The organism is Lacibacter sediminis (assembly GCF_014168535.1).
GTDB lineage: Bacteria > Bacteroidota > Bacteroidia > Chitinophagales > Chitinophagaceae > Lacibacter > Lacibacter sediminis.
Window position 1 is genome coordinate 866,969 of the sequence record NZ_CP060007.1, and the last position, 23,388, is coordinate 890,356.

A 23,388-nucleotide genomic window follows, 5' to 3' on the forward strand; every position below is an offset into this window, starting at 1 on the left:
TTAAGTTCTTATAAAGTATTATTCGGCCAGTTGCTATGGATTTGTAGAGGCCACTTGGCTAAAGATTAGATAGATCCGTAGCTCAGCCTGGTTAGAGCACTACACTGATAATGTAGGGGTCCCCAGTTCAAATCTGGGCGGGTCTACAATAACCTCGGGGGGTTAGCTCAGTTGGCTAGAGCATCTGCCTTGCACGCAGAGGGTCATCGGTTCGACTCCGATATCCTCCACGAAAATTAGTTCTTTATTGATGTTGACTTTCAGGTCTGATGATTCGTAATCATAACATCAGCTTTTCATTTGAACGCAAGTTTATTTGATTAAGTTCTTTGACATATTGGGATAAAACAAGTTGTAATTGTTTAGTAAGGCGATTTTAGTAATAACTCTTTTAAAGCGAATAAGGGCGTATGGTGGATGCCTTGGGTCTGAGAGGCGATGAAGGACGTGGTAAGCTGCGATAAGCTTCGGGGAGCTGCACACAAGCATTATATCCGAAGATTTCCGAATGGGACAACCCAGCACACTGAAGGTGTGTTATCCGAAAGGAAGCCAACCTCCTGAACTGAAACATCTAAGTAGGGAGAGGAAAAGAAAATAACAATGATTCCCTGAGTAGTGGCGAGCGAAACGGGAAGAGCCCAAACTTAGGCGGCGTGCCGCTTAGGGGTTGTAGGACTGCATTTAGAATTTCTCATCAAATTGAATCTTCTGGAAAGTTGAGCCATAGCAGGTGATAGCCCTGTAGATAGAAATTGAGAAGGACGAGCAGTATCCTGAGTAAGGCGGGACCGGAGGAATCCTGCCTGAATCTGCCGGCACCATCCGGTAAGGCTAAATACTCCTCAGACACCGATAGTGAACCAGTACCGTAAGGGAAAGGTGAAAAGTACCCCGAAACAGGGGAGTGAAATAGTACCTGAAACCGTACGCCTACAAGCGGTCGGAGTCCAGCAATGGATGACGGCGTGCCTTTTGCATAATGATCCTACGAGTTACTCCTCACTGGCGAGGTTAAGTTCTTAAGTAACGGAGCCGAAGCGAAAGCGAGTCCGAACAGGGCGCTTAGTCAGTGGGGGTAGACGCGAAACTTTGTGATCTATCCATGGGCAGGTTGAAGTTCTGGTAACACAGAATGGAGGACCGAACTCATGAGCGTTGAAAAGCTCTGGGATGACCTGTGGATAGGGGTGAAAGGCCAATCAAACTGAGAGATAGCTCGTTCTCCCCGAAATGTTTTTAGGAACAGCCTCGGATTTAAGAAGTGTATAAGAGGTAGAGCTACTGATTGGGCTAGGGGGCTTCACCGCCTACCAAACCCTGACAAACTCCGAATGCTTATACATATCTCCGGGAGTGAGGCTGCGGGCGCTAAGGTCCGTGGCCGAGAGGGAAATAACCCAGATTAGCAACTAAGGTCCCTAATACGTAGTTAAGTTGAACAAACGAGGTGAGACTTCTATAACAGCCAGGATGTTTGCTTGGAAGCAGCAATTCATTTAAAGAGTGCGTAACAGCTCACTGGTCGAGAGGTCTTGCACGGAAAATGATCGGGCATCAAACTACGAACCGAAGTTCTAAAATTGTACTTGTACAATTGGTAGGGGAGCATTGAAATCTGCTGCGAAGGTGTCTGGTGATGGATGCTGGAGCGATTTCAAAAGAAAATGTAGGAATGAGTAGCGATAAAAGTAGTGAAAAACTACTTCGCCGAAAGTCCAAGGTTTCCTGATCAATGTTAATCAGATCAGGGTTAGTCGGGTCCTTAGGGAAAGCCGAAAGGCGCACCTGATGGAAAGTTGGTTAATATTCCAACACTTGCTTTTGTTTCGATGGGGTGACGGGGTAGTGAAAGATCCGCCTGGTTACGGAATACCAGGTTAAAGCGTGTAGATATATTTTTTGCAGGTAAATCCGCAGAGAATGTCGAACGTGATAGTACCACAATGCTTCGGCGGCGTGGATAGTGATCCTAATCAGACCTCCGAGAAAAACCTCTAAGGCTAGGCTTAAGCAACCCGTACCGTAATCCGACACAGGTGGACGAGATGAATATTCTAAGGCGCTCGGGTGAGCCGTGGAGAAGGAACTAGGCAAATTGACGCTGTAACTTCGGGATAAAGCGTACCATCTTCGGATGGTCTCAGTAAAATGGTTCAACCAACTGTTTAGCAAAAACACAGGGCCCTGCAAAATCGAAAGATGACGTATAGAGCCTGATACCTGCCCGGTGCTGGAAGGTTAAGGAAGGATGTTCGGCGCAAGCCAAAGCTTCTGACTGAAGCCCCAGTAAACGGCGGCCGTAACTATAACGGTCCTAAGGTAGCGAAATTCCTTGTCGGGTAAGTTCCGACCTGCACGAATGGTCTAATGAGTTGAACACTGTCTCCTCCACGAGCCCGGTGAAATTGTAGTATCGGTGAAGATGCCGGTTACCCGCCACGGGACGGAAAGACCCCGTGAACCTTCACTACAACTTTGCATTGATTTTGAATTACGGATGTGTAGAATAGTTGGGACGCTTTGAAGCAGCTGCGCCAGCAGTTGTGGAGCGGTCGTTGAAATACCAACCTTCTTTGATTTAGAATCTAAACCCTGACGGGTGACAGTGCATGGTGGGTAGTTTGACTGGGGTGGTCGCCTCCTAAAAAGTAACGGAGGCTCGCAAAGGTACCCTCAGTACGGTTGGTAATCGTACGAAGAGCGCATTAGTATAAGGGTGCTTGACTGTGAGGCATACAGGCCGAGCAGGAGCGAAAGCTGGCTAAAGTGATCCGGCGGTTCTGCATGGAAGGGCCGTCGCTCAAAGGATAAAAGGTACTCCGGGGATAACAGGCTGATCTCCCCCAAGAGCTCATATCGACGGGGAGGTTTGGCACCTCGATGTCGGTTCGTCACATCCTGGGGCTGGAGAAGGTCCCAAGGGTTCGGCTGTTCGCCGATTAAAGTGGCACGTGAACTGGGTTCAGAACGTCGCAAGACAGTTCGGTCCCTATCTGTGGTGGGCGTTAGTAAATTGAAAGGACATGACCTTAGTACGAGAGGACCGGGTCGTACACACCGCTGGTGTATCTGTTGTGCCGCCAGGTGCAGCGCAGAGTAGCTACGTGTGGCCAGGATAAACGCTGAAAGCATCTAAGCGTGAAACCTTCCTTAAGATGAGTTTACTTTTAAGGGCCGTCAAAGACGATGACGTTGATAGGCTACAGATGTAAAACTGGTAACAGTAAAGTCGAGTAGTACTAATTACCCGTAAGCTTTAATTTTTTTAAATTGCTTCTAGCAATTACAACTTCCCAATATGTTATATTATTTAAGAGTTTATGGTGGTTTTGCCGAGGGTGTTCACCTCTTCCCATACCGAACAGAGAAGTTAAGCCCCTCATGGCCGATGGTACTGCACTACAATGCGGGAGAGTAGGTAGCTGCCATATTTATTCGAAGCCCTTCAGTTTACTGAAGGGCTTTTTTGTTTCTACATCTTCCTCAATTCTCTCCCTCTTAATTCTTGTTTTCGACTGCCCTATTTGGGGTTTTCATGTTGGTCCAGTTTGCTGAGTTTTGTACTTGCCAGAAATCTGCTGTACATTCAGAATACCAACCACTGCTTATGCATACACTTCGTTCCATTCTCTGGATTGCTTTATGGTCGTTCATTCTTTTAGTTTCTGTTTATTTCTTCCTCGATAATGTGATTGCCTATTTTTATGGTTACCGCAGCCGCATGTTCGGCAACACTTTATTTCATAACCAGCTTTGGGTTGTAATGCATATGGTTGGAGGCAGTATGGCGCTTTTACTAGGACCAATGCAGTTTTGGCCTTTTATCCGCAAACGATTTGTTTCCTTTCACCGGTTATCCGGGAAAATTTATATGACGGGTATTGCATTGATTGGTATTTCTGCAGGACGACTCTCGTTGATCAGTAGTTGTTTGCCCTGTCGTGTATCACTTTTTTTATTAACTGTATTTGGAGTACTCAGCACCTGGTTTGCATGGCGTGCCATTAAAACCCGGAATATCAAAACGCATCGGCACATGATGGTGCGGAGTTATATCTGCGTATTAGGATTTGTTGCTGTAAGGATCGATGATATATATGCTCTTGATTTTTTATTTGGCAACATAACAGATCCAACATTCAGAAGAGTAGTGAATGAATATTTCTTTTCGTTTGTGCCATTGATTATTGCGGAAATATTTATGACCTGGTGGCCATCCATTGCGTATACATTTAAAAACAAAACAACAGCTTGAGCGCCTGGATGATTTAGCTCAAGTTGAAGTGATATTGCTTATCAATATAACACCAGAATTATGAAAAGAACATTTCTACTTTGCTTGTTACTGATCCCGTTGTTTTTAGTTGCCCAACAGGCAAAACAGAAAACGTTGCTTGTCATCTTTCCTCATCCTGATGATGAAACGGCTATAGCTGAAGTGCTTATTAAGTATAAAGAGCTTGGCTACAAGGTGCAACTTATCATTGCCACTGATGGAAAAGACGGGACGAGGGTTACAAAAATTCCGGCCGGAGATTCGTTAGGCAAACTGCGGAAAGATGAAACAAGATGTGCCTGTAAGATCCTGGGTATTGCAGAGCCTATGTTCCTCGGAATTGAACGGCTCGATACAAAAATAGGTGTAGGAAAATACTTTGGAGAACACAAAAGGTTTTTAGACACATTGAAAATACTAATACCTAAAATTAGGCCCGACATCATTCTCACATTTGGCCCTGATGGTGATACACATCATGCTGAACACATTGTTGTCGGAACAACAATTACTGAATTATTACTACAGGAAGGCTGGGTGGAAAACTATCCTTTGTATTATGTTGCTTGGACGAAAGAGCAGGGCAAGATGTTTGATCTTGGTTATGTGAACGATCAGTATTTTAATGTGCAGATCGATTACACACAAGAGCAGGAAATAAAGGCTTTAAGTATTATGCCTTGTTATGTTACACAATACACCCCGGAAGAATTGAAAGAAGACCATAAAAAGAAATTGACTGATAAAAGTAATACTATCCACTTCAGAAGGTTTGTAGTTGCGAAAGGAATGCAACATGATTTCTAAAAAGGCAATACACATGCGAAGAATATTATCAATCTGCAGCGTCCTTATTTTTTCAGCCTTAGCTTGTAATGAAGCCAAGCCAAAAATAGATGCACCCTCTGCCGATCCAGGTCATATCGGATTTGTTCTTGACTCAGCTGCTTATTTTGATCTGTTGAACGACAGTTTTCTTACAAACGAATTTGCGCAGTTGTTTGTTGATACCAGCCATCATCCTGAACCATTGATTGAACTTTATCTTACAGGGCGAGAAGCATTTCTGAACGTTGGTCTCGCAAAAGAATTCTGGCAGGGTAAAGAAGGGAAAGGTATTATGATGTTTCAAACAAGAAAGCCGGGCGAAATTGATAATCTTATTCGTAACTGGAAACAGTCATATACCGATTCGTTAAATTCATATGTGCACGATGGCGGTGGTTTTAAGATTGCTGAAGTAACACCATTTATAAAAAAGAATGACCCTTCATCTAAAGAGCCCAACCTAAGCATATTGCTTGCTTCCTATACGATACCTACTTATAAGAGTTGGGGCTTTAGTGATTCGGCCATTGCAAATGGAGTTGCTATGAAAGATTTTATGAACTCATGGGACAGCCGAACGCAAAACAAACTGTTTAAAAAATTCAAATCGTTTCACATTCAGCTAACGGAAAAGGAACTGGAGCAAATTGAATCGGGTTTGATTTCCGTTGGTTACAGGAAAGAAGAAAATGTATTTAAACATGATGATAACGTGCCGGTTTATTTCACCGTAACACCGAAGAATGAAATTCCAAAGTACACAAGAATTGAAATTGAATTGGCTGAATCAACTACTCAACGGATAATACAGCTTGGCAATATGTATACGATTCATATAAAGAATAAAGAAATGGTTATTGAACAAACGAAATAAATAATTCAAACGCTATTGAAATTATAAAATATGAGAAAAATTTTGATCGGCTTGTTGTTACTGTGTTATTCAATAACCAGCATTGCCCAGGGAAAATTAGTTAGACATGAATTTACTGCTGCTTCATTACAAAACAACAAAGGCGGCGAAGATCCACTGCGCCAATTAACAGTATACCTGCCGGCAGATTATGAAAAAGGAACACAACGTTACCCGGTTATTTATGTGTTGCATGGATATGGTGGCACCGATAGTGTAATGATGAGTGTATGGATCAATTTTAAAAAACTACTTGACGAAGCGATCAAAACGGGCAAGATGCGTCCTATGATCGTGGTGGCACCAAACAGTAACAGCAAACTGCAGGGAAGTTTTTATACCAACTCATCTGTGACAGGCAATTGGGCCGATTATATTGGAAAAGATGTAGTGGAGTACATGGATAAAAATTTCAGAACGATACCTGATCGAAAAAGCCGTGGGCTTTGCGGGCATTCAATGGGTGGCAATGGTGCATTAAAATTGGGGATGCTGTTTGCCGATACATTCAGTGCGGTGTATGCACTTAGCCCAGCCGTGCTTAACTGGTATGGTGATTTTACATTAAGAAGTGGCGGTTTTAAGCGGATCAGCAAATTGAATAATATAGAAGCAATTGTGAAAGCACTGAATGAATCGGATAAGACCGGTGACTTCGATGCATTTTTTGCGGCAGTACTTACAGCTATGGCACGAGTTTATTCGCCCAATGCTGCCAATAAAGAGCTGCTTGCCGATTTTCCCGTTACATATGTAAAAGACAGCGCTGTATATGATCCGAAAGTAATTGCTCAATGGGAAGCGCAATTTCCATTTTACATGATCGATGATTATCTGCCACAGTTGCGAAGTCTCACTGCATTGAAATTGGATTGGGGACGTAATGAAGAGTTCTCTCATATTCCGTATACAAGTTTGCAATTCAGTAAGAAACTGGAAGGCTACCGCATCAAACATTTTGCTGAAGAATACATTGGTGATCATGGAAACATGCTGGATGGTTTTGATGGGCGGATATTTAATGAGCTACTTCCCTTTTTTGATAAATACCTGTATGTTAAATAAACTAACCTAAAAGGGTTTAAGACCTTATGAGTTTATAAACTTTTCAGTAAATAACTAATCATAAAACAAAACAGAATCATGAGTAATATTAAAAAATACATTTTCGAATACGTACTCATTATCATTACAATAGCATTAACTGTGTCAGGGTTCTGGAATATCTTTTTAGGAGCTGATGCAAAACCCACACCATATCAAACGCTTCATGTAATCGTTAATTTCAGCTGGTTGTTTCTCATGCTATACCAACTCAGCCTTATTGGAAGTAATCAAACCATAAAACACAAACGGGTTGGACTCTTGATTTTATTTTTTGGACCTCTGCTATTTGCGCACGCCGTACTCATGGCCATTCATTCAGCTCATAAAGGGTTGGTTTCGGGGCAAGGAGATTTTTTGATCGTGCAAAATGTATTCGGAACATTAGAATTGGGCTTAATCATTTTAATGGCATTTATCCTGAAAAAAAGGAGAAAGATTCACGGAGCTTTTCTTTTCAGCACAATTGTTCTAATGAATGGTATTAGCATATTTTTTTTGTTCCTCGCCGTAGCTCCCCAACTGATCATATATGGTATGTATATTACCTTATTTATTGGCTTTCTCTTTTTTTTGAAGGACATACGAAATGGATGGCCGATACTGCTATCGGGTTCCTTTTTTGTTATCAATGATAGTATTGGTAAACTGTTACTGAAGTACGATCTTATTCAGCCACTTACCGAATTTGTGGGTACCCTTCCGAAGGTTATGACTGTAATAGGAACTTTCGTGGCTCTTTTGATTGGATTGGTTCTTACCGGAATAGTAAAGAAAAGAAAAGCGAATAAAATGCAGCTTGTAACCGGAGAAATGTAATTCTATGATGAACCTGTGGCTGCTGGTAATGCTAAGTTTATTCGGCAGCAAAAAATATTTACAATAAAGATGGTCAAAAGTAAATAACCGGTTTGATACAGTTGTAAGATAAAGCCGGTACGTTATTACGATCTGCAATAAATTAGTTTAAACTCACAAAATGAAATATATGAAAGTTACTTTGCTGCTGACAGGATTCGTTTTATTGATTTCATGTAATGATGAAACGAAGACTTTTTCAGCACCGGTTTCTGATCTGGGACACGTTGATCTTGTACTTGATTCGGCAGCTTTCCATGCTATTCTCCAGGATAGTTTTCTAGTAAATGAATTTGCAGTTGTTTCACAGGATACAACCATGTATGCAAAGCCGAGTTATGATATCTATCTGCTGGGTATTGAGGCTTTCCTGCACGTCAGTTTAGCGAAGGCATATTGGGAAAACAAAGCCGGTAGTGCTGTCATGATTTTTCAAACAAGAAGACCGGGAAAACATGATTCGCTTCTTTTAGCATGGAAACAATTTTATAAAGATTCATTGAATGCTACAAGTTTCAAAGGCGGAGATTTTAATACCGGTGAAGTTCTGCCTTACAGGAAAAAAGATTCATTGAAACCAGCCGAACCAAATTTTACACCCATACTTATGTCTTATTCAGTAAAAGGGTATAAAAACTGGGGATTTTCAGATTCCATAATCACCAATGGCTTGTCAATGCAGGAGTTTATGCGTTCATGGGATAGCCGTACAGCATCCAGATTATTTAAGAAAGTTAGGGCATTGCATATTCAACTTGACCAACAGGAGTTTACAGAAATGGAATCGGCATTGTATACAATGGGCTATACAAAAAAAGAAAAAGCATTTACACACGAATTTAATCCATCGGTATACTATACCATCACAGAAACGAACCTTGTTCCCAAGTATACGAAAATCGAAATTGAGCTAGCTGCCAAAACTCCGGAACAAACCATTCAATTGGGAGACACTTATACGGTTAAAGTGAAGGATGCTTTGATGGTTATTGAGCAATCTGAAAAAAAATGACAGGTCAAAATTGTACATGAATTTTTAACGTTCAGTTCTTGAGCTTATAATAAAACGAACTACCATGAGATATATCCGGATGCTTTTCTTTGCAGCATTATTTTGTGGATGCGGATCAGCAGATCAACCAACGTTAAAAATAATTGATGTTCACCTGCATGGCGATACTGCGCCGGAAAAGCAAATGAATAATCTTATCGCAAACGGAGTTGCAACAATTGCTGTAAGTACCTCTTGGCCGCAACAGCAAACCTATCAATCAACAGATCAGCTTTCTGTTTTGCATGGTTTGTTTGTTCCCTGTCCCGATGGCAAAGTACCTTACAGTTTGCAACAATGCTTTGAAGATGGTAAAGAATGGCCTGATGTAAGCTGGGTGGAGCAACAGATCAAAGAAAAGAAGATTGATTTTATTGGTGAGGTGCTTGCACAGTACCATGGTATCTCCTCTTCCGATACGTTGATGTATCCTTATTATGCATTGGCCGAAAAGTATGAGTTGCCCGTTGGTATTCATACAGGTTCTGCCGGACCGGATCACGGATGCCCGAATTTTAAAGAAGAGAAGGGCAATCCTTTACTACTGAAAAAAGCACTGGCAAAATTTCCTAAGCTAAAAATTTGGTTAATGCATGGTGGCGGACCGTTTGTAAAAGAATGTATAGAGATGATGAAGACTTATCCAACATTGTATGCAGATATTTCAGTATTAAATAATCCAAACATTATTCCGGCAAAAGACTTTGCATCGATCATGAAAGGGTTTATTGATGCAGGATTAGAAGACAGGTTGATGTTTGGTTCGGATAATGCAGATATTAAAACCTGTATTGCAGCAGTTGAACAGTTGGAGTTTCTTTCAGCAAAACAAAAGGGAAAGATATTCTTTACGAACGCAAAAATATTTTTCAAACAATAACGGTTTATTTTGACAACAAAAGCCACACCCATCTTACAGCAGGAACGGGCAGATGTTCTTGATGGCCTCAGAGGCTTTGCATTGCTTGGTATATTACTTGCTAACTCGGCCGTATTTTCATTGTATGCATTTCAGTCGCCCAACTCACTAAAAAGCTATTCAACCGCATCTGCAGACCGCATTTTGTTTTTTTTATCACATGTGTTGGTAGAAGGAAAGTTTTATTCCATCTTCTCCCTCTTATTCGGCATCGGATTTTCCATCATCTTTTTACGTTCTAAAAACAAAGGGAAAAACGGGTTGCTTGTTTTTTATCGCCGATTGTTCATACTTCTTTTATTTGGCCTGTGTCATTCACTATTGTTATGGGACGGCGACATTTTATTTTTTTATGCCCTTGCCGGAATGTTGCTGCCTCTGTTTCGAAACACCGGTAATAAAACGTTATTGTGGTTGGTCATTATATTACTTGTTTCTCCAATAGCCTTTGATGTTTTAAAAATTATTTCCAATGGCAAATGGAATATTGCAACTTCATTTCTGGTGAAGGCAATGGCCATTGATAAAGAAATTGGAATTGATGGATTATATGCCGGTAATTGGTTAATCACGCATGACACATATACGGATATTCTCAAATGGTCTCAATCAGGTTTTTGGTGGAGCTGGTATTTAAGATTAGACAGTAACAGGATTGTAAAAGTATTCGCCATGTTTTTATTAGGGTTGTATGTTGGAAGAAATGAGTTGTACCTGCATTTAAGTACATACAAAACATTACTTGAGCGAGTTCGTAAGTTGGGATTTATGATAGGATTACCTGCCGGTATTGCTTTTGCATGGTTTGCTTCTGATAAAAAATCTATTCCCCAGCCCGCCGGTATTTGGGATACCATCACCTATTTTTTAAATGTAGCTCCACTTGCGTTAGCTTATGCTGCAACCATTGCTTTATGGTACGTGAATGGAAAGTTTCAAAAGACACTTTCATTACTTCAACCTGTTGGCCGTATGGCATTAACCAATTACATCATGCAGTCGGTAATGGGCGTTACCATTTATTACGGAATTGGCTTTGGACTCGGCGGCAAGTTTGGGCCTGCAGGCTATATGCCTATCGCTATTATCCTGTTTATTTTCCAGGTAGTATTTAGCAACTGGTGGTTTACCTATTTTAATTATGGCCCGTTGGAATGGATATGGCGGCAGTTGACCTATTGGAAGCGATTAACCCTCAAAAAATAAAATCAGATGAAAAGATTACTATCAACCTGCATGACTTCTTTATTCCTGCTGATTTTTACAGCGGCACAGTCACAGGTGAATAAGATTGAACATTTCTTTGCCAGTTCACCAAAAGCAGAAACGCTGTTTCAGTTTTTTTCACAACAATTAGAATTACCTGTTGTGTGGAAATATCAGACATGGGGCGATTTTGCAAGCGGAGGCGTTACATTAGGAAATGTGGCATTTGAGTTAGTAACGTTTAAAGGAGCAGATACAACATCTTTTAACGGCATTGCTTTGGAGCCAACCTATCATATGGAGGAGTTTCAAAAGGATTTAGATAAAGTTGGAATTGCACATGATACGATTGATAATAGCAATGTTTCAACTGATTCAAGTGGAACATTACGTGGCTGGTCGTTATTTACCCCGAAGGATGTGTTACCAAATGAAGCCAACCTGTTTGTTTGTGATTACAAAGAAAGGCAACGCATTATTGACAACAGGAAAAAGGCTTCCGACAAATTATTAGCAACAAATGGTGGCGGATTAGGAGTTGTTTCCCTCAAAGAGATTGTGGTAAGTACAACCGATTTCAAAAAATATGATGAGCAATTTGCAAAACTTCCGGGTGTAAAGAAAGTGAAAAACGGTTTGTTTTCATTCAGTGATGGCCCGGATCTGAGGTTACAAGCAGATGGGAAAAACTATATACCCAAAATTGTGATCAAAGTGCACTCGCTTAAAAAGGCCAAAGCATTTCTCGAATCAAAAAAGGTTTTAGGAAAAGTAAATGCGAACAGTATTTTTATATTACCTGAAGCAATGGATGGATTGCAGATCGAATTAGTTGAAAAATAGACATAACCTGTTTCGCTTTGCAGTCAGTGGATAATCACAGTCTCTTGTAACTACCGGATCTATAACCTATCTTATATTTCAGATACGGTAGCAGTAACAACAAAGTAATCTGCAGAAATAAATTTGGCACTCTATAAAATAAACAAACGTGATGAGTATAGTATTCAAAAAGGTGCAAATGAATCAAATAATTCTTGCAGCTTGCTTTTTATTATTTAGCGAAGCTCTTTTATCGCAATCAAAAAATAATTTTATTACGTACGATCAAAAAGAGATAGTTCTTCAAAATGCCCGGATAATAGATGTCGTGAAAGGAAAAGTATTGGAAGGCTACTCTATTTTGATCTCCAATGGAAAAATCAAGGCGATTGAACAAACAGGAAAATTATTAGTTCCGGCTGATGTCCATGTCATTGATATGAACGGTAAAACAATTTTACCGGGATTGGTCATGTTGCACGAACACATGAATTACAATACCGGTGCAGGGGTGTGGCAGTTTCATCCGGTTAGTTTTCCCAAATTGTTTTTGGCTGCCGGAGTAACCACCTTGCGTACAGCTGGTGGAGAAAATCCAATGTATGATCTTAATTTAAAAAGAAGAATTGACAAGGGTGAAGCGACTGGCCCCCGCATGTTTGTAACCGGTCCGATGTTTAATGATGTGTCCGGTGGATTTTTAGGTGATTTTATTATTTCAAATTATGAAGAAGGTCGAAAGGCAACTGCCTTTTGGGCCGAGAAGGGTTGCACATCCTTTAAAGTATATTCTGATATCAGCAGGGAAGCTTTAAGAGGTGTGATAGACGAAGCACATGCAAGAGGGTTAACAATAACGGGTCACCTGGGAAAAATGTCCTGTACAGAAGCAGCGAACCTGGGTATTGATAATATTGAACATAGTTTCGGGTCCTGTTCATCTGACTTAAATCTTGCATGGGATAGTACATGGAATGTTAACCCGGAACAGAAAGCAGTGAAGGATCTGATCAGGATTCTTATTGCAAAAAATATTGTATTGACTGCAACGCCTTTCGCCGACAATAATTTTGGAAACGTTTCCTTGTTTGATTATTTAAGTACTGATGAAAGAAAACGTATTGAAGAATACCTGAAAGACCCACCACCTTTTTTACCGAAAGAAGTAAACGAACGTCAACTACGACCATTGGAAAAACTGTTTATAAAAAGCGGCGGCAGGGTTGTATTGGGTGCAGATGCAGCTGATCTTGGTATGCTGCCGGGCTTTCAAAACCATAATGCGATTGTAACAATGGTGAAAGCCGGATGGTCTCCATTAGAAGTAATAAAAATGGCAACCATTGATGGCGCTACTTTTTTAAAAGTTGAACACGAATCGGGGAGTATTGATGTTGGAAAAAATGCGGACCTGTTAATTGTTTCAGGTAAACCAGATCAAACAATAGAAGACATCAGAAATGTAGAGATCGTTTTCAGGAACGGAATCGGGTATAATTCAAAAGCTTTACGTGCACGTACAAAAGGATTGGTGGGCAGGTATTAGAAATGCAGTAAGACAGAAAGGCATTACAACTAAGCTTGATTTAAACATGATAAAATTGAACAACATGAGACATGCCATTATCTTTTGCATTCTAAGTTTATTCAGTTTAAAAACAACAGCGCAGGCGATTGATAAAATAAAACTGAATAGACAATTTGACAGTGTTTTTAAGTCCTTAAATCAGCAAACACCCGGAGTTGCTGTTACCGTTCTTCAAAACGGAAAAGTAATTGCAAAGAAAAATATTGGTATGGCTAATCTGGAGCATGCAATTGCTTTTACGCATAACACACCTGTGCGGCTTGGTTATTCAGGTGCAAGAGAGTTTATGTGTGCGGGATTGGCATTGATGGAAGCTGAAGGTCTGCTAGGGTTTGATGATAAAGTGAAATCGTATTTTCCAAAGTTACCGGCATGGAGCAATCATGTTACCATACAGGATTTGCTGAACCACAGCAGTGGCTTTGAAGATGAATGGGCAACCATGTTATTGATGCAGGCTGATATGAATAACCGGGTAGATAAAGAACAGCTGATGACTTTTCTGTACAATCAACCAAAGCCACAGGTTGAACCTGGAAAAGGATACATGTATTCCAATTCAGATTTTGCATTGCTGCGCATGATTATGGAAATGGCATCTAAGAAAAAATTGCCTGACTATTTACAGCAGAAACTATTTGTTCCGTTAGGAATGAAGGCTACGTTCATGAACGATTATCTCGATCAGATCATACCCGGACTTGCAGATAAATATTATGGCAGTGGAAATTATTTTAAGCAGATTGGTGTGAAAACTTCGCCCGGTGGCAATTATAGAATTGTTACTACCGCTTCAGATCTGGAAAGATGGGCAATTGCTTTGGAAGATTCCAGCTCAATTGCATCAAAGGCATTTCGTCGTTTGTATAAAAATGCACGCCCTATTCCAGTGCTTTCCCCTGAGGTGCATTATGTATTCGGACACGAATGGCAGAAAATTGAAAACACAACCATTATCCGGCACGGTGGTGTGAATCATGATTTTTATATGACCCGTATTCCATCCAGAAAAATAACCATTATTGGTTTGGGTAATACAAACGACAATATGGTGATGGCCATGAGTATTGCTGATACATTGTTGAATAAAAAAGTTGCTGCAAAGAGTATAGCTCCTGCTATATCTGTTAATCCGGTAACAATCAAAAAAGATGAACTGACAAAATATGCCGGTCGTTATTCTCAGCAAATACCTGTTGGTCACAGCAGCCACATTCCTAATATCAGGTATTACGAGATTAAACAAGCGGATGACAGTCTTCATTTTTATTATACTGCCGGTGAGTATTTCACGATGATTCCTGTTGGTGTAGATTTATTTAAGGAACCTGATTTTGGAACCATCCTTCAAATTACAAAGGCGCCGAAAGATTCAGTGATGAAAATGCAGGCATGGTCTCCTGACGGCAGCGTCATGAATTTTACAAAAGTGAAAACTGTTGACAATCTTTCAAAAGATTACCTGAAACAATTTGCAGGTGAATATCACAGCGGGCATCTTGATTTTTATTGCAGAATTGTGCTCGACGAAAACGGACAGCTTGTTATGCGACGTCCAACAATTTCTGATAAGGTATTAATACCCGACGGCGAGAATAAGTTTCTGTTTGAAATGGATGCTGTTGGAGACAGATGGTATGTACTTGCTCAGTTTACCAAAAATGAAAAAGGAGAGGTTGATGGAATTAACATGCAGCATGTTCGAATGATGCATCACCGGTTTGATAAAGTGAGATAGATGCCTGCAAATGTTGCTTTTTCAAATCCAAAAAAGTATCTTATACACTCGGTGCCTTGTGAAAATATTATTCACCATAAATATTATTCACATGAAGAGGTCTCAAATTGTATGCACAGCAGTACTGTTTTTTTTCACTGTTACAGTACATGCACAGCAAAAAGACACAACACTTTACAAAGAAAAGTTTGCACAGCTTGATGGAATCACTCTGCACTATCTCGATTTTGGAGGCAGTGGTTTGCCGCTCATCTTTCTTCAATCCTTTCATGGGGATGCCGGTGAGTGGGTTGATTATGACTTCAAAGGATTCGCTCCAAAGTTTACCGGCACAAATCATGTTTATGCCATTACACGCAGAGGATGGGGCAAATCAGCCGATCCCGGTTGGGGTTATGATGTTGCTACAAATGGTGAAGATGTAGTGGCTTTTATGGATGCATTGAAAATTGAAAAAGCAATTTTTGCAGGCCGGATACCAGCTTCAATGGATATGACATGGATTGCCGAACATCACCCAAACCGGGTAGCAGGGCTGGTTTATTTTGATTTCGTTTATGCATACACTGATCTACAAGACTCCCTTGTAAGACAATATGTGGAAATGCTGGCTACCTTGGCCTGTGACCTTGGCCCTGATGCGATTCGGAAATCAATGCCCCGTTCCTCATGGCGGCCACATTTTCAGGGCAAACAAGAACCTTCGATCAATGTACCGGCACTTTGGTTTACACAAGAAGGCCTTTACCCAACGAGGTCCAGAGAGTTGCTAACTTTTGATATGTTGGTTGCAGAAGCAGGTACAGATAAATTTGAAGCATGTGATCCTGCAGCATTAGCGTATTTTAAAAAACTGGCAAAAGACCAGGCTCTGCAAAAGAAAGTAAAGGAAGCGTTGCAGAAAGCCAATAATATTCCTTCGCTGATGGCCGCCTTTGAAAAAGCTTTTGATCCAAAGTTGAAGATTGTGAAGGTTAGCCAGCCAAACCAGGAGTTCGATTCACCGGAAGCATATTACAAATACTGGCAAGAGGTACAATCTGCTTTTTATTTTAAACACATAAGTGAGTTTATTTCATCATTGAAATAACAAGTACAAGAAGAGTAATTGCTAAGTATGCAGAATCGTTTGCGCAACCAGGGTTTTGATGATACTTGCTTAGTACATTTGTTGCATGCGGGTAGTTGCGTGGTTTTTGTTTTTGCTGACAGCCTTCCAATCAAACAAAGAGTGGAACCGATTCAACATTACAGGTACAGCACAAGGCACCACCTTTTCTGTTATTTATTACGGTGAAGATAGTGTAGTTACAAAGTCAATGATTGACAGCGTACTTATAAGTCTTGATAGTTCACTTTCGTTATACAAGCCTTATTCCCGTATCAATCAATTCAACAATTCAAAAAGCGGAATAGTTTTAGACAAGCATTTATTATCGGTCATTAAAAAATCAATTATCACCTATACAGAAACAAAAGGCTTGTTTGATATTACTGTGCAGCCTTTGGTACAAGCCTGGGGCTTTGGTGTTTCAAAAACAAGTGTAGTGCCGGATGCTGCAATTATTAAAAATATACTGCCCTGTGTAAATGCAAAATTGTTACAGTTAAAAGGAAACAGGTTGATGAAAACAAAACCTTGTGTAAAAATTGATCTCAACGGGATTGCACAAGGTTATTCTGTGGATGTGTTGGCTTCCTTTCTTGAAAAACATGGTGTTAAAAATTATATTGTTGAACTGGGTGGCGAAATACGAGTAAAAGGAAGAAAACAACCATCGGGGGAAAAAATGAAGATCGGCATTGAATCACCAAATGAAGATGCATTTGAAAATCACCCAATGCAAAAGATCCTTGCATTGGATAAAGGTGCGATTACTACATCAGGCAGTTATCGAAAGTACTATGAAAGCAATGGCCAGAAGATCACGCATCTCATCAATCCTAAAACAGGCTATCCACATAAGAACGAACTCATCAGTGTAACTGTTTATGCAAAAGATGCCATGACGGCCGATGCATATGACAATGCATTGATGTTGATGGGGCTTCAACGGGCATTGGCTTTTGCAGAGAGAAGGAAAGATATAGGTGTCTATTTTATTTACAGGGATAAAAAGGGAGCCATAGGAGATACAGCAAGCACCGCTTTTCTGAAATTGCTGAGTTCTAAAGAATGAGTTGGTAACCATGCCGGTTTGTTAAATGTATTCTCACCGCATGGAAAATGCGACAAAAACATTGCAAATGCTGCCAACTATAATTAGATTTATACCGTGCACTTATTCATTGCTTGCTTCGCTTACTTCTGTTACAAGCCAACCTCATGAAAAGATTTGCTCCGCACTATGTATAATGAATGTTTTTCTACTGACTAAAGCTTAGTATGCAAAAACCCGCCGTATTCATTGAAATAATCGCCGTGGTATTGTTAATCGAAAACACATTTATTATGAAACACATTGTAATTACTAAACAAACTATCAAGGTCGTAGCAGTGATTATGGTCAGCGTATTGATGCTGTCATGTAAACGGCAAGCTGACCCTGCTCCTGCATCCCGCACTCAGACCGATTTTATTTCCTTTAACACAAACGGCCAAACATTATCAACTTTTATTCATCCAACAACAAGGCAGGTAAGGTTGGAGATAGGCCACGATGTAGATATCACTCGACTGGTTGCCAATTTCAAACTGCCAGATGGTGCAACAGTGAAAATAAACGGCGTTACGCAAACATCGGGCACGTCTACTGTTAATTTCTCAAACCCGGTTATTTACCAGGTAGCCAACCAGAGTGGCGATACAACAAACTGGGAAGTGTCGGTGATACCGGTGAGATGCAAAATTCTGATTGATGCATCTCACGATGGCGGAGTTTGGTGGTTTCCCCAATCTGAATTAACCGGTTTTGATACTGCGAAGCCACACCAAGGAAAAGCGTTTGCCGATATTCTTCGCAAAAAAGGTTTTGCTGTTAGCGAATTAGGCCGGGGAAAAGAACTCACCGAGGAAATGTTTTTTGGACATTACATTGTTATCAGAGCAGGCATTTTCGGTTCGTACACCAGCAAGGAACTTGACGTTTATACTAAGCTGCTCGAACGAGGAATGAATTTAGTTTACTTCACAGAGTACAAAAGAGGAAACTCTTCCTCCGACGGATTGGGCAATTTGCTGGGTTTAAAATTTGAAGGAATTGCCAAGGGTGTTATTTCAACATTTACGCCGCATGAAATAACGGCTAACCTTGATTCTGTTCCATATGCAGTTGGCTCGGTGATCACCAACGCAACACAGAATACGAACATCCAGATTTTAGGTTGGCTTGGCAAAAACGATTATGCCGACCTGAACGATAACGGAGTGAAAGATAACAATGAGCCTGTCGCTCCGCCGGTGATGGGAATATTGAACTATCCAAAAAGTAAGGTATTCTTTATGGGCGATGTGAACACGCTTGAATTCCAGCCTCAGCCATTTATCGACAACCTTATTAAATGGATGGGTCATTGTTTTTAAATACAGTATGCCTGGTTCAATTACATCTGATAACGCTGATTCTTGCGGGGCGCATATTCTTGATGCACATTCTTTGCAAAAGATAAATAGAGACTTATGCTGTAATGCCAATGATTTGAAACAATCGTTCGTATTGTAAGAATTACACGTTGATTGTCTATTCAGGATACGAAAAAACAAATATCTGATACGGCCAGTTCTGCATTTTAAAACTCATGAATCCGTAACTTAGCCTACTCATGCAACGTAGAAATTTTATCCGTCAATCGGGATTGCTCACAGCCGGTTTATTACTCCATCAGCAAATGCTGAATGCATACTCTTCACCTGTATCTGTAAAAAATATTTCAATTGGAATTATTGGTTGCGGTGACCGGGGTGTTGGTCTCGGAAGTGTTGTGAACAGTATGCCCGAACAGTTTCAAATAAAAGCTGTTTGTGATGTGTTGGCTTTTCGTCTTGACCAGGCAAAGAAACTCGACAAGCAAAATAATATTCGTTACGAAAAAGATTACCGTAAACTACTCGATGATAAAACCATTGATGCGGTGATCATTGCCACACCATTGCACAATCATTATGAAATAGCGGCAGCAGCCATCAGCGCTGGCAAGCATGTGTATCTCGAAAAAACAATGACTTATGATGCTGAGCAATCATTAGCATTGGTGAAGTTGATGCAGCAACATCCAAAACAGATCTTACAGGTTGGTCATCAATACCGTTACACACCACTGTATTTTAAAGTGAAAGAGTTGATCGATAAAGGTTATCTCGGCAAAGTAACACAGATCGATTGCCGATGGGATCGTAACTGGAACTGGCGCAGAGCTGTGCCGCAAGGTTATACCGATAAACAGGTAAACTGGCGCATGTACAAAGAATATTCAGGTGGATTACCGGCTGAGTTATTATCACACCAGGTTGATTTTATTAACTGGGCTTTCAATACGCATCCTGATGAAATACTCGGCACTGGTGGTATTGATTATTACAAAGACGGAAGAGAAACCTTTGATAATGTACAAACCATTCTGCGTTATAACAAAGAAGGAATGATCGGCAATTTTGGTGCAACCTGTGGTAATGAAAAAGATGGTTACCTGTTTAAATTAAAAGGAACAAAAGGAACGATCCAGTTGCTGATGAATGATGGTATCTTCTTTCCGGAGAAACAGACAAAGAGTGAACTGGAAACAGTGGATGGTGTTACCGGTGCTACAAAAATTGAATGGAACAAAGAAGGTGGCATTCCCATCCTCAAAGAAAAATTAAAAGATGGCAGTTGGTATGCCTTAAAGGAATTTCATAAAACGTTTACAGAAAATTCAAAACCTGTATCAAATGTGATCACCGGTGCTACAACAGCTTTTTGTGTGCACCTGATGAATCAATCGATCTATAAACATTCCATTGAAACATGGAAACCTGAATTTAACCTCTTATAAAAAATCAAGATGAAAAGAATTTATTCGATTGTGCTGCTATTTGTTGCACTAAACAGTTTTGCTCAAAATAGCGAATGGCAATCTTTGTTTGATGGAAAGACATTGAATGGCTGGAAACAGTTCACGGGCTCTGCCACATATACTGTTGAAAATGGAACCATTGTTGGAACAACAGTAAGAAGTTCGCCCAACTCTTTTTTGGTAAGTGATCAACGATTTGCAGGAGATTTTGTGTTGGAAATGGAAACGATGATGACTGATACAAACACCAACTCAGGTGTACAGTTCAAAAGTAATTTTGATGCAAAAGCCAATAATGGAAAAGGAAGAGTGTTTGGCTATCAATACGAGCTAGATCCATCTTCACGCAAATGGAGTGGTGGTCTTTATGACGAAGGAAGAAGAGATTGGTTATATCCCGGATCATACAATCCCAAAGGACAGACAATGTTTACGCCAAATGTTTTTCACAAAATGCGCATTGAATGTATTGGCAATACTGTGAAGACATGGTTGGATGGTGTACCTGTTTCTTACCTTGTTGATTCATTAACTGCCAACGAAGGTATTTTTGCATTGCAGGTACATTCCATTGGCCGACCTGAATACGAAGGCATTAAAATTTTCTGGAAAAACATACGGGTGCAAACAAAAAATATCAAACCACTTGCTTTTCCAAAAGGACTTTATGTTGTTAATCTTGTTCCCAACAAGCTTATACCTTATGAACAACAAAGTGGTTGGAAGTTATTGTTTGATGGAAAAAGCACAAATGGTTGGGTTGGTGCGCACAAAAATACATTCCCTGAAAAAGGATGGCAGGTGCAGGATGGTGTTTTAAAAGTGTTGTCGTCAACAGGTGGCGAATCAACCAATGGAGGTGATATCGTCAGCAAGCAGCAGTTTGCTGCATTTGATCTGTCGTTCGATTTTAAATTAACGAAAGGTGCAAACAGCGGTGTGAAATATTTTGTGACACTGAATGAACAAAGCAGTGGCTCAGCTATTGGACTGGAATATCAATTGCTTGATGATACATTACACCCCGACGCAAAACTTGGTCGTGAAGGAAACAGAACCCTTGCTTCTTTATACGATCTCATTAAAGCCCAAAAAACCACACGCTTTTTCCGTCAGCCGGGCAACTGGAACACTGCACGCATTGTTGTTTATCCAAACAATCATGTGGAGCATTACCTGAATGGTATTAAAGTGCTGGAGTACGACCGTGGTTCACAAGCTTATCGTGATCTTGTTGCCATCAGTAAATACAAAGTATGGAACAACTTCGGCGAAGCAGCAAAAGGGCATATACTAATTCAGGATCATGGCAATGAAGTAAGCTTCAGAAGTATTAAGATCAGAGAATTGAAATGATGAGTGATGAGTAATGAATGATGAGTGATATTCTCTGCTGAATTAATTATAACGAAAAAGCCAACTGATTACAGTTGGCTTCTTTATTTTAATAAATTATTCGTCGCTTGTAATCGTCCGACGAGGGCGTCTGACGAAAGTTATACTTTATAATACTGCTCCCAACCTTTCCTCGGCGGAGGCCCGATCAATAATTCATTTGCCCGCTTACTGCTTGTGATGATCTTCTTGTTTCTGTCGAATACAATTTTTTCACCTGTCCATTGAGCCAATACACCCAAACAGAATACCTGGCTTAATGGTCCTGCAATCGCAAATGATGATCTTGTTTTCTCTTCGCCTTTACATGCTTTCAGGAAGTTTGCAAAGTGATTCGAAGGAGTTGTTGGAACAGTTGGCAACTTCGACGCCATTTCTTTTGCTTTCTCTTCCGGTATAATGGAGAGTGTGCTGCCATGTGAACCACCTTTGAACGTTAGATCCTTGCTGTAAATAATTTTACCGGGATTCAATTTCGCAGGTTGCATTGCACCCGTACTTGGTGGTGGAATGTTGGGATCAAGTCCCTGCACACCATATCCGGCAGGTATTGGTGGAAGATTATCTAACCCATCATACCATTTTATTTCTACTGGCGGCATTGCGCCACGTTTTGGAAATTTGAAGGAAAGTGTGGTTGACATTGGATAGAAGAAATTATTATGTCCATCTAATCTCAACGGATCAACTTCATATGGTAAGCCAAGATCAAGAAACTCATGTGCTGTATCAAGAATATGTGCACCCCAATCGCCCAACGCACCCATACCAAAATCGAACCAGCAACGCCATTGTCCGTTCACAAAATCTTTATTGAACTGGTGTCCTTGTGTTTGCATTTGCCAAACATCCCAATCGAGTGTTGATGGAATTGGTTCTGCCGCAGGAAACGAAGTGATCTTCGGATTCCATCCATGCCAGCGTCTTGCCGAGTTCATATGAGCAGTGATGGCTGTTACATCTTTAATGATGCCTGCTTCTTTCCATGTTTTGAATTGAAAGTAGTTTGCTTCTGAATGTCCCTGGTTGCCCATCTGGGTTACAACCTTCGGATGTTTTGCAGCAGCTTTCATCATCAACTCTACTTCCTGGAAAGTTCTGGCCATCGGTTTTTCAACATACACATGCTTGCCAAGACCAATCGCCATCATTGTTATGGGGAAGTGAGAAAAATCGGGAGTTCCAATTGAAACAGCTTCGATCTGGTTACCCATTTTATCGAACATCTGCCTGAAGTCTTTGAAGCGTGGTACATTGGGAAACTGTTTTAAAATAGCCAATGTGTGCGGCGCTTCCATATCCACATCACAAAGCGCAACGATATTAGCCAGGCCGGTATCGTATAACGCTTTTATAATTTCAGCACCACGGTTGCCAATACCAACACAAGCGAGGTTTACTTTATCAGCTCCTGCAAAGCTTCGTCCCATTAATAAACCGGGTGTTGCTGCAGCCGCAGATGCCAAAAGTGCATCTCTTAAAAATTTTCTTCTTGAATAATTATTAACAGACATGGTTCAATCGATTTGTTTTTATGACAGGAATTGTTGTGCTTAAAGATAGGCAATAATGAAATTGAGAAAAGCGAACGCTCAATCGTTTGCCTGCTGAATTTTCCGCTCGTGTAAAGGATAAGCTGCCATTGGTTCGTCTTTGCTTAAATTTGCTGCTTCCCCGGGAAACATCTGAGCTCTG

General features: G+C 40.6%; 17 protein-coding genes, 2 tRNA genes and 2 rRNA genes. 20 read left to right on the forward strand and 1 reads right to left on the reverse strand.

All coding sequences use genetic code 11. The features are described 5' to 3' along the window. Positions 1 to 71: 71 nt before the first annotated feature. The 20 genes from H4075_RS03815 to H4075_RS03910 all read left to right on the forward strand — a co-directional run bounded on the left by H4075_RS03815 (position 72) and on the right by H4075_RS03910 (position 21,654). Positions 72 to 146: transfer RNA gene (locus tag H4075_RS03815), tRNA-Ile, on the forward strand. Positions 147 to 156: 10 nt separating this feature from the next. After that, positions 157 to 230: transfer RNA gene (locus tag H4075_RS03820), tRNA-Ala, on the forward strand. A gap of 160 nt (positions 231 to 390) precedes the next feature. Further along, positions 391 to 3,266 (forward strand): 23S ribosomal RNA (locus H4075_RS03825). Between the two features lie 56 nt (positions 3,267 to 3,322). After that, a 5S ribosomal RNA gene (rrf, locus tag H4075_RS03830) occupies positions 3,323 to 3,434 on the forward strand. Positions 3,435 to 3,610: 176 nt separating this feature from the next. After that, positions 3,611 to 4,258, forward strand: coding sequence for a DUF2306 domain-containing protein (locus H4075_RS03835; protein WP_182804305.1), 648 nt, complete (start codon positions 3,611 to 3,613; stop codon positions 4,256 to 4,258). A gap of 60 nt (positions 4,259 to 4,318) precedes the next feature. Further along, positions 4,319 to 5,086: a PIG-L deacetylase family protein gene (locus tag H4075_RS03840; RefSeq protein ID WP_182804307.1), complete on the forward strand. Its 768-nt coding sequence runs from the start codon at positions 4,319 to 4,321 to the stop codon at positions 5,084 to 5,086. A 13-nt stretch (positions 5,087 to 5,099) separates the two neighbouring features. Further along, positions 5,100 to 5,981, forward strand: a complete 882-nt coding sequence (locus H4075_RS03845) for a DUF5829 family protein (protein WP_182804308.1) — start codon at positions 5,100 to 5,102, stop codon at positions 5,979 to 5,981. 30 nt (positions 5,982 to 6,011) lie between these two features. Then, on the forward strand, positions 6,012 to 7,085 hold the full coding sequence (locus H4075_RS03850; protein ID WP_182804310.1) for an alpha/beta hydrolase: 1,074 nt from the start codon (positions 6,012 to 6,014) through the stop codon (positions 7,083 to 7,085). Positions 7,086 to 7,163: 78 nt separating this feature from the next. Further along, complete coding sequence (locus H4075_RS03855) at positions 7,164 to 7,943, forward strand: hypothetical protein (protein WP_182804311.1); 780 nt, start codon at positions 7,164 to 7,166, stop codon at positions 7,941 to 7,943. A 169-nt stretch (positions 7,944 to 8,112) separates the two neighbouring features. Next, complete coding sequence (locus tag H4075_RS03860; RefSeq protein ID WP_182804313.1) at positions 8,113 to 8,994, forward strand: DUF5829 family protein; 882 nt, start codon at positions 8,113 to 8,115, stop codon at positions 8,992 to 8,994. Positions 8,995 to 9,058: 64 nt separating this feature from the next. Continuing rightward, on the forward strand, positions 9,059 to 9,913 hold the full coding sequence (locus H4075_RS03865; RefSeq protein WP_182804315.1) for an amidohydrolase family protein: 855 nt from the start codon (positions 9,059 to 9,061) through the stop codon (positions 9,911 to 9,913). A gap of 9 nt (positions 9,914 to 9,922) precedes the next feature. Next, positions 9,923 to 11,158, forward strand: coding sequence for a DUF418 domain-containing protein (locus tag H4075_RS03870; protein ID WP_182804317.1), 1,236 nt, complete (start codon positions 9,923 to 9,925; stop codon positions 11,156 to 11,158). A 6-nt stretch (positions 11,159 to 11,164) separates the two neighbouring features. Continuing rightward, a complete protein-coding gene (locus H4075_RS03875; RefSeq protein WP_182804319.1) occupies positions 11,165 to 12,001 on the forward strand; it encodes a hypothetical protein in 837 nt (278 codons plus the stop codon). Positions 12,002 to 12,179: 178 nt separating this feature from the next. After that, on the forward strand, positions 12,180 to 13,526 hold the full coding sequence (locus H4075_RS03880) for an amidohydrolase family protein (RefSeq protein WP_182804321.1): 1,347 nt from the start codon (positions 12,180 to 12,182) through the stop codon (positions 13,524 to 13,526). A gap of 64 nt (positions 13,527 to 13,590) precedes the next feature. Further along, positions 13,591 to 15,306 carry a serine hydrolase domain-containing protein gene (locus H4075_RS03885; RefSeq protein ID WP_182804322.1) on the forward strand — a complete coding sequence of 572 codons (1,716 nt, stop codon included), beginning with the start codon at positions 13,591 to 13,593 and terminating at the stop codon, positions 15,304 to 15,306. A gap of 91 nt (positions 15,307 to 15,397) precedes the next feature. Continuing rightward, entirely contained in the window at positions 15,398 to 16,396 is a 999-nt protein-coding gene (locus H4075_RS03890) for an alpha/beta fold hydrolase (RefSeq protein WP_182804324.1), read from the forward strand. Positions 16,397 to 16,481: 85 nt separating this feature from the next. Then, positions 16,482 to 17,486, forward strand: coding sequence for an FAD:protein FMN transferase (locus H4075_RS03895; protein WP_182804326.1), 1,005 nt, complete (start codon positions 16,482 to 16,484; stop codon positions 17,484 to 17,486). A gap of 272 nt (positions 17,487 to 17,758) precedes the next feature. After that, positions 17,759 to 18,829 carry a hypothetical protein gene (locus H4075_RS03900; RefSeq protein ID WP_182804328.1) on the forward strand — a complete coding sequence of 357 codons (1,071 nt, stop codon included), beginning with the start codon at positions 17,759 to 17,761 and terminating at the stop codon, positions 18,827 to 18,829. A gap of 239 nt (positions 18,830 to 19,068) precedes the next feature. Further along, complete coding sequence (locus H4075_RS03905) at positions 19,069 to 20,277, forward strand: Gfo/Idh/MocA family protein (protein WP_182804329.1); 1,209 nt, start codon at positions 19,069 to 19,071, stop codon at positions 20,275 to 20,277. 9 nt (positions 20,278 to 20,286) lie between these two features. Next, positions 20,287 to 21,654, forward strand: a complete 1,368-nt coding sequence (locus H4075_RS03910; RefSeq protein WP_182804331.1) for a 3-keto-disaccharide hydrolase — start codon at positions 20,287 to 20,289, stop codon at positions 21,652 to 21,654. A 140-nt stretch (positions 21,655 to 21,794) separates the two neighbouring features. Here H4075_RS03910 and H4075_RS03915 read toward each other — a convergent pair whose 3' ends face one another. Further along, positions 21,795 to 23,207 carry a Gfo/Idh/MocA family protein gene (locus H4075_RS03915; RefSeq protein ID WP_182804333.1) on the reverse strand — a complete coding sequence of 471 codons (1,413 nt, stop codon included), beginning with the start codon at positions 23,205 to 23,207 and terminating at the stop codon, positions 21,795 to 21,797. Between the last annotated feature and the right edge of the window lie 181 nt (positions 23,208 to 23,388).

What these genes read in the sequence shown, in the direction of transcription:
- H4075_RS03850 (WP_182804310.1), top strand. Translation starts at nt 6,012, where the DNA reads ATGAGAAAAATTTTGATCGGCTTGTTGTTACTGTGTTATTCAATAACC.
- H4075_RS03840 (WP_182804307.1), top strand. Translation starts at nt 4,319, where the DNA reads ATGAAAAGAACATTTCTACTTTGCTTGTTACTGATCCCGTTGTTTTTA.
- H4075_RS03855 (WP_182804311.1), top strand. Translation starts at nt 7,164, where the DNA reads ATGAGTAATATTAAAAAATACATTTTCGAATACGTACTCATTATCATT.
- H4075_RS03865 (WP_182804315.1), top strand. Translation starts at nt 9,059, where the DNA reads ATGAGATATATCCGGATGCTTTTCTTTGCAGCATTATTTTGTGGATGC.
- H4075_RS03915 (WP_182804333.1), bottom strand. Translation starts at nt 23,207, where the DNA reads ATGTCTGTTAATAATTATTCAAGAAGAAAATTTTTAAGAGATGCACTT.
- H4075_RS03845 (WP_182804308.1), top strand. Translation starts at nt 5,100, where the DNA reads ATGCGAAGAATATTATCAATCTGCAGCGTCCTTATTTTTTCAGCCTTA.
- H4075_RS03885 (WP_182804322.1), top strand. Translation starts at nt 13,591, where the DNA reads ATGAGACATGCCATTATCTTTTGCATTCTAAGTTTATTCAGTTTAAAA.
- H4075_RS03895 (WP_182804326.1), top strand. Translation starts at nt 16,482, where the DNA reads ATGCGGGTAGTTGCGTGGTTTTTGTTTTTGCTGACAGCCTTCCAATCA.
- H4075_RS03860 (WP_182804313.1), top strand. Translation starts at nt 8,113, where the DNA reads ATGAAAGTTACTTTGCTGCTGACAGGATTCGTTTTATTGATTTCATGT.
- H4075_RS03835 (WP_182804305.1), top strand. Translation starts at nt 3,611, where the DNA reads ATGCATACACTTCGTTCCATTCTCTGGATTGCTTTATGGTCGTTCATT.
- H4075_RS03890 (WP_182804324.1), top strand. Translation starts at nt 15,398, where the DNA reads ATGAAGAGGTCTCAAATTGTATGCACAGCAGTACTGTTTTTTTTCACT.
- H4075_RS03875 (WP_182804319.1), top strand. Translation starts at nt 11,165, where the DNA reads ATGAAAAGATTACTATCAACCTGCATGACTTCTTTATTCCTGCTGATT.
- H4075_RS03900 (WP_182804328.1), top strand. Translation starts at nt 17,759, where the DNA reads ATGAAACACATTGTAATTACTAAACAAACTATCAAGGTCGTAGCAGTG.
- H4075_RS03880 (WP_182804321.1), top strand. Translation starts at nt 12,180, where the DNA reads ATGAATCAAATAATTCTTGCAGCTTGCTTTTTATTATTTAGCGAAGCT.
- H4075_RS03910 (WP_182804331.1), top strand. Translation starts at nt 20,287, where the DNA reads ATGAAAAGAATTTATTCGATTGTGCTGCTATTTGTTGCACTAAACAGT.
- H4075_RS03905 (WP_182804329.1), top strand. Translation starts at nt 19,069, where the DNA reads ATGCAACGTAGAAATTTTATCCGTCAATCGGGATTGCTCACAGCCGGT.